We start from the raw sequence: 6,131 nt of genomic DNA on the forward strand, positions 1-6,131 counted from the left end.
TTTAAGCTCATCGTAGTAATCCCTTGCCTCATGTTTCAGTACCTTTTTGCAAAAGCTGTCAAAGGCATGTCGCTTGTCTTGCTCATGACTGTTAGGTTTCACATTCTCACCCCCTTTCGGGTGGTGACTCCGCTGTTTCCCTTTCACCACTATTACGGTGAGAATTGCAAAACTACCAAACTTTTGAGAAACTTTTTGAAATAACTTAAAAAAAGACGTAAAAATGCCCGACTGAAAATACAGTCGAGCATTGGTGGAGTTGTTTATGTTTACCAGGTGATGTGTGTGTTCATACTGATGGCAGTAATATACCGTTGGGGGATATAGGCTTTTTTTAATGGATAGAATTTGTATGACCTATGGTAATAAAAAATAGACACGGCGATACCTCCTCGATACCACCGTATCTCTGAAAAACGACTCCTATATGTCCTCTGTTCTTTAGTTTTAAGAAAAGAAAAACGGCGGCTTTGATTGATATTTCAAAACCGCCATCAAGCTATAATATTTCTGCTTAGCACAACTATCTGACCGCACAACAACGGTTTTTTTTATTTCCGCTGAAGTCGGTATGATATTATATTAAATTAATTATGTTTTATTAAATTAAACCATCTAAAATTTAGGTTCAAGATATCCTAATTCCATAGCACAATTATAGGCCTCTATAATGTTGTCTACTCCAAATTTTTCATAAATGTTGTTGATATGATTGTATAAAGTTCTTTCACTTATATATAAGTCCTTTGCAATCAACTCTCTTTTCTTACCAGTACTTAATGCTTTTATAACTTCAATTTCTCTATTGGTTAAAGCTTCAATAGGTGCTTCAAACTTTGCTATAAATTCAGACTGGTAGACTTTTTTAATGCTATCTACTAATTCATCTACGTCCATGGATTTATTTAAAAAACCCTTTGCACCGTACTCAAATGCTGTTTTTTTGTAAATAGGTAAATCATAAGAAGACAGTATGATTATTTTTAAATCCGGATAGATTATTAGCAAATCTTTCACTAATTCTATACCATTTTTCCTTGCTCTATCTTTGAGGTTAATATCTAATAACAATATATCAATTATCTTATCTCTCAATGATTTAAACAACTCTTTCTCTGTGTTACAGAAAGAAATCTCCATAAAAGAATATTCATTTAACAACTTAACCATACTTTGACCGAACAAGGTATGGTCATCAAATATAAGAATTTTCATCCTGTCCCTCCAATCGAATTAATACTTTCAAAATATTATCTTCAAAATCAAATCTTATATCTCCCCCATAATTAGAAACCAATATACCTAATATTAAGATGCCACCTTTTGATTTCATAACCTTTCTATAATTCTCTTCGTTTACACCATCGTTTGAACACTCTATAAATATCCTATTCTCTTTATCATATATATTAAATTCTGCATATGTTGCTTGTGAATGTTTATATACATTATTTATCAGTTCCTTACTTATTTTAAGACTTGTGTTCATAATTTGCTTATTTTTCAATAATTCTGTAGCTCTCTCTGTAATATGGAATTGAAAGTTAATTTCTTGCTTCGGATATATGGGGCCTATAGTATCCAATATGCTTTCAAAATTATCATAAAAACTAAGGTCGTAGAAGACAACAGAATTATAGTAATTCATCAGTTTTCTCATCTTATTTTGTAAGGGTTTTAATATTTCTAATGCAGCTTCCGAATCTGGCTGTTTAAGCTCTAACATATTACAAGAGGCCATTAAATCTTGTAATAGTTCATCATGTAAAATTTCCGAGAAATTAATTCTTTCTTTAGATAAATATTCTGAAAGATAATATAGTTCGCTAATGTTTTTATAAGGATTTCTTTCCGCCTTACCATGATCTAAAATATGAAATAATATTAAAAGTTCAAAAACAAACAGAAAAATATGATTAATAATATTTGCCCGTAATGCATCTAAATCCAATATATATATCAATGCTAAAAAAACAATTAAATAAATTATTGTGAAAATAGGGATTCTATCTCTTCCTATAGGAAGTAATGTCATTTGATTTAAGTTTTTATATCCATAAAATTTATTTGTAGTATAAATTACATAGAATATTAGAAATAGACAAAGTAGTATATTTAAGTTCAGATACACTGCTCCTATTGCAAACAATATGGCAATTAAGTCTATTAGGTACTCTTTTTTATTTGCATCACTTATCATAACCACTAATATAATTATGGAATATAAACCAATAAGCCAAAACATTAAAGGTAGATGTTCTTTATATATCATTGATACTACTGTAATAGCTGAAAATATGGACCTCATTTCTTTTTTTAAAATATCTTTTGAGTTTGAGAATAATGAAGTAATTAATATATAAAAAGAGTTAATATTAATTACAGCAAAACTTGTTAAATAAATATTTACTAAACCATCATTTTCTATTGCTAAGTTGTTAGCAGATAAAGTTGATAATAGAATGATAACAAGGGCATAAATGATTGCAAATATAGATACTTTCTTCAAAAAATCACCTCTTTGCAATATTATAACATTAGATAGATTAAGTATAGTTTAAGACTTTATTTAATCTATCCTTTATGGTATATCTACAAACAATAATCCTATTTTCTAGGTCTTAATAATATGCAGATACTATCATTTCTTTATTGGTAAAACGATACAATAAAAAGCATCCCATACTCAAGATAATAATTTTAGTTGACGATATAATTACTCCTGGTAATATAATTTCTAGTAAAAAGTCCAGTATTAGCAAAAGAAAATTTATCACAACTATTTTCTTCCATATATTCTTAAAACGATTCATATTTACTGTTCTCAGTATCATAATATTTAACATGAGAGAATACAAAAAAGTGTTGAATAGATATTCTACAAAACCAAAGATTGAAAACTCTTTCATAACAAAACTTGTAATTAATATTATTGGCACTATCAAAATATTCGTCGCTATAAATGTAGCGAAACTATGACTAAACATAATAATCGATATTTTTAAATCATTTGCTAAATACCACTCTATCCTTTTAGTTCGCTTTTCTTCTTGTAATGTATCTTTACTTAACTCATTGGAAAACATAATAAATAGAAAGACAATTCCTTTTAAAAAAAATTCAAAAATAGAGTAACCCATCAATTCATTTGTAGCCTCTTGAATCATGTTGGTATAGACAATAATTACTAAAGCAATTATACCCATGAATAAAGAGCTGGGAGTTAGTGCTTTTTTTATGCTTTGTTTCATCATCATTATTCCCATAGGGCATCTCTCCTGATAATATCCTCATTGTTCACATGTTTAATTTTTGCTAAAGTAATCATTAATAATACTACACCAATGATTAGATTGAAGAAGAGAATAGCAGTATCTAAGGATAGAATATTAAAAATATTAGAGTCAAGTAAACTTGGTCCTAGGTTTGTTCCTATAAAAAATATAAGGAAATTACTAAAAAAAAGAATATTCTTAAATAGCTTGAACCTTTTAATTGATAAGACTAGGGTATTTAAAAGATAAATTCCTAAGTAAGAAACTGCTGATGTAGTGACATAAATCAAAATCATTTTTTCAAAGGGGACAGTCCAATCTATCATATAGAAACATGCCATAAATATAAAGAATGGAATGATTGCCGCTATACGAAACATCTCCAAAGTATAGGCTTTTAAAATTTCCTTTACATCTCCACCAGAGGCTAAATAAAATTCTAATCTTCTACTGAGTCTATCTTTTACAGTCAAATCTACAACCATTGAACTACCCTGTATAAAACTTATACCAAGAATTAATAGATACATTAAATAAAGCTGATAGTTTTCACCTCTGGTTGCAAGCATATCTGATTGCACAAGAAATGTTGCAGGTATACTTAAAACTAAAAATATAATGGCATTCAAAAGCGTATCTTTATTTTTTAGAAGATAATTCCGTGCTGCTTTATTATAATTTCTTTTCATTTTTTCCTACCTCCAAGAATAAATCTTCTAATGTTTGCCCATTAAACTCATTTACATCTTTATCAAAGATTAAATTGCCACTTTTAATCATGGTTACTCGGCTAGCTATCTTTTCGATTTCACTTAAATCATGAGAGGTTATAATGATTGTTTTCCCTTCTTTTTTTAATTCTGAAACAAGACTTCTAATCTCAACACGTGAAATTGGATCTACTCCAGATGTAGGCTCATCTAATAGAATAATATCTGCTCCTATCATTACAACAATAAGGAGAGACAACTTCCTTTTCATTCCTTTCGAATAGTTGCTAACCTTCTTATCAAGATGTTCTGTTAGTTCTAGTAAGTCAGAATATCTTTTATAGTTTTCTTTCTTGCCTTCATATCCAAAATATTGGCCAAAAAGTTCGATATTTTTCCTTCCAGAAAACTCTTCATACAAGTAATCATTTTCCAGCAACATAGAATGCTTTAAATCCATTTTTATGCTACCAGAGTCCAGTTGATATAAGGAAGTAATAAGACGAAGAAGTGTTGTTTTTCCCGAACCATTCGGCCCAATTAATCCATGAACATCCCCTTTTTTAATATTAAGATTGAAATCTTTATATAAATCCTCTTTTCCAAAGCTTTTAGCAAGCCCTTTTATTTCAATAACATTTCGGTGTTCCATATTATAAACCTCCAAATAATTAATATAGATTTATTTATCTAAATTTTTATATACTATCTATATTTTAGAGGATTTCTTTCGATAGGACATGAGTAAATACTGCAAACTTAAATTGCAAATAAAAAGCTATTACATTGCAAGTGAGATTTTAGCACAATGTTCTAAGTTAATACTATTATTCATTAAAGTAAATAGCCATGCCTGTGACGCTTTTAACGCTCGGACTATGGCTATAGGGGAGTATCATTATCCCATTTATATGTCATCGCCTAACAAACTGCCATATTTGTTTTGTAGCTTGATATTGTTCGCTCACTCTAAACAGAGGTCATGGCGTATCAGCCACTTGGCTCGATATAAATGGAATGTATCCGTTTTACCTTATACTGCAAAGCCGTTATCTGACTTGCTTTCTTTGTCAAGGTGCACTGATTCAACAAAACCATGGATGAAGTACGGAAAGGGGGGACATACTTCTCCATAGATTTATCTATTAAGCCGCATTAAAAGTTAAGATTTTGGTTATCAGTTTAGTTTCTAATCTACGACGTAAAACATCATCTACACATAAATACGGATTGCCACCTTCGTCGTAAAATGTCCTCATAGACAATGCAGCTATGTACCCTTCATAATGCTTCAGAACGGTATTGATAGCATCCACATCGCCACCAGAAGCTAGTACAATAACAGGGTAGGAAAGCAGGTGATTATTTCTTTTCTTGTTGCTCATAGATATCTACCTCCATAAATTTTTTTAGCTGTTGCAATGTACTTGTTCTTTGGTACTGGACAGTAGAACGCAGCATATTCAGCTTGTCCCCGATTTCTCGGTCAGACAACTCAAGGAAATAGGAAAGCAAGATAATATCACGCTTGCGTTCTGGTAAACTTTCTAATGCCTCTGCAATAACACAATCAGTAACAATAACATCAAGACCTAAAACATTAAAAACCTGCTCGATAGCAAAGTATTTATCCTCTGTATAAAGTAGCTCCATTTCCTTTGCTGATAAATCTGAAAAAGTTGTTTCTCGACCTCGTTGCCTTTTCAGCTCATCATAATAATCCCTTGCCTCATGTTTAAGTATCTTTTTGCAAAAGCTGTCAAAAGCATGTTGCTTGTCCTGCTCATGGCTGTTAGATTTCACATTCTCACCCCCTTTCGGGTGGTGACTCCGCTGTTTCCCTTTCACCACTATTACGGTGAGAATTGCAAAACTGCCAAACTTTTGAGAAACATTTTGAAATAATTTAAAAAAAGACATAAAAATGCCCGACTGAAAATACAGTCGAGCATTAGTTGAACTATTTACATTTATTAGATGATGTGTGTGATCATATCGAGAGCAATAATATTCCGTTGGGGGATATAGGCTTTTTTTAATGCATAGAATTTGTATTTCCTATGATAATTAAAAATAGACACGGCGATACCGCCGTATCCCTATAAAGAGTAATTTTAACAAACCTTCCGTTACTCTATTTTTAAAA

At 30.7% G+C, this 6,131-nt stretch carries 7 protein-coding genes; all 7 read right to left on the reverse strand.

All coding sequences use genetic code 11. The annotated features are described in order from the left end of the window. Positions 1-615: 615 nt before the first annotated feature. Entirely contained in the window at positions 616-1,215 is a 600-nt protein-coding gene (locus BUB47_RS09700; RefSeq protein ID WP_073185790.1) for a response regulator transcription factor, read from the reverse strand. Further along, entirely contained in the window at positions 1,196-2,509 is a 1,314-nt protein-coding gene (locus tag BUB47_RS09705) for a sensor histidine kinase (RefSeq protein ID WP_073185792.1), read from the reverse strand. Before BUB47_RS09705 ends, BUB47_RS09700 begins: the two co-directional genes overlap by 20 nt. 112 nt (positions 2,510-2,621) lie before the next feature. Beyond that, complete coding sequence (locus tag BUB47_RS09710; protein WP_073185794.1) at positions 2,622-3,266, reverse strand: hypothetical protein; 645 nt, start codon at positions 3,264-3,266, stop codon at positions 2,622-2,624. Then, positions 3,257-3,964, reverse strand: coding sequence for a hypothetical protein (locus BUB47_RS09715; protein WP_073185795.1), 708 nt, complete (start codon positions 3,962-3,964; stop codon positions 3,257-3,259). Before BUB47_RS09715 ends, BUB47_RS09710 begins: the two co-directional genes overlap by 10 nt. Then, complete coding sequence (locus BUB47_RS09720) at positions 3,948-4,637, reverse strand: ABC transporter ATP-binding protein (RefSeq protein ID WP_073185797.1); 690 nt, start codon at positions 4,635-4,637, stop codon at positions 3,948-3,950. Before BUB47_RS09720 ends, BUB47_RS09715 begins: the two co-directional genes overlap by 17 nt. Positions 4,638-5,130: 493 nt before the next feature. Then, on the reverse strand, positions 5,131-5,370 hold the full coding sequence (locus BUB47_RS09725) for a helix-turn-helix domain-containing protein (protein WP_073185799.1): 240 nt from the start codon (positions 5,368-5,370) through the stop codon (positions 5,131-5,133). Further along, a complete protein-coding gene (locus BUB47_RS09730) occupies positions 5,348-5,788 on the reverse strand; it encodes a sigma-70 family RNA polymerase sigma factor (protein ID WP_073185801.1) in 441 nt (146 codons plus the stop codon). The genes BUB47_RS09725 and BUB47_RS09730 overlap by 23 nt, the downstream gene beginning before the upstream one ends. Positions 5,789-6,131: the final 343 nt, after the last annotated feature.

The sequence above is a fragment of the Anaerosphaera aminiphila DSM 21120 genome, from assembly GCF_900129925.1.
GTDB lineage: Bacteria > Bacillota > Clostridia > Tissierellales > Peptoniphilaceae > Anaerosphaera > Anaerosphaera aminiphila.

What these genes read in the sequence shown, in the direction of transcription:
- BUB47_RS09700 (WP_073185790.1), bottom strand. Translation starts at nt 1,215, where the DNA reads ATGAAAATTCTTATATTTGATGACCATACCTTGTTCGGTCAAAGTATG.
- BUB47_RS09710 (WP_073185794.1), bottom strand. Translation starts at nt 3,266, where the DNA reads ATGGGAATAATGATGATGAAACAAAGCATAAAAAAAGCACTAACTCCC.
- BUB47_RS09715 (WP_073185795.1), bottom strand. Translation starts at nt 3,964, where the DNA reads ATGAAAAGAAATTATAATAAAGCAGCACGGAATTATCTTCTAAAAAAT.
- BUB47_RS09720 (WP_073185797.1), bottom strand. Translation starts at nt 4,637, where the DNA reads ATGGAACACCGAAATGTTATTGAAATAAAAGGGCTTGCTAAAAGCTTT.
- BUB47_RS09725 (WP_073185799.1), bottom strand. Translation starts at nt 5,370, where the DNA reads ATGAGCAACAAGAAAAGAAATAATCACCTGCTTTCCTACCCTGTTATT.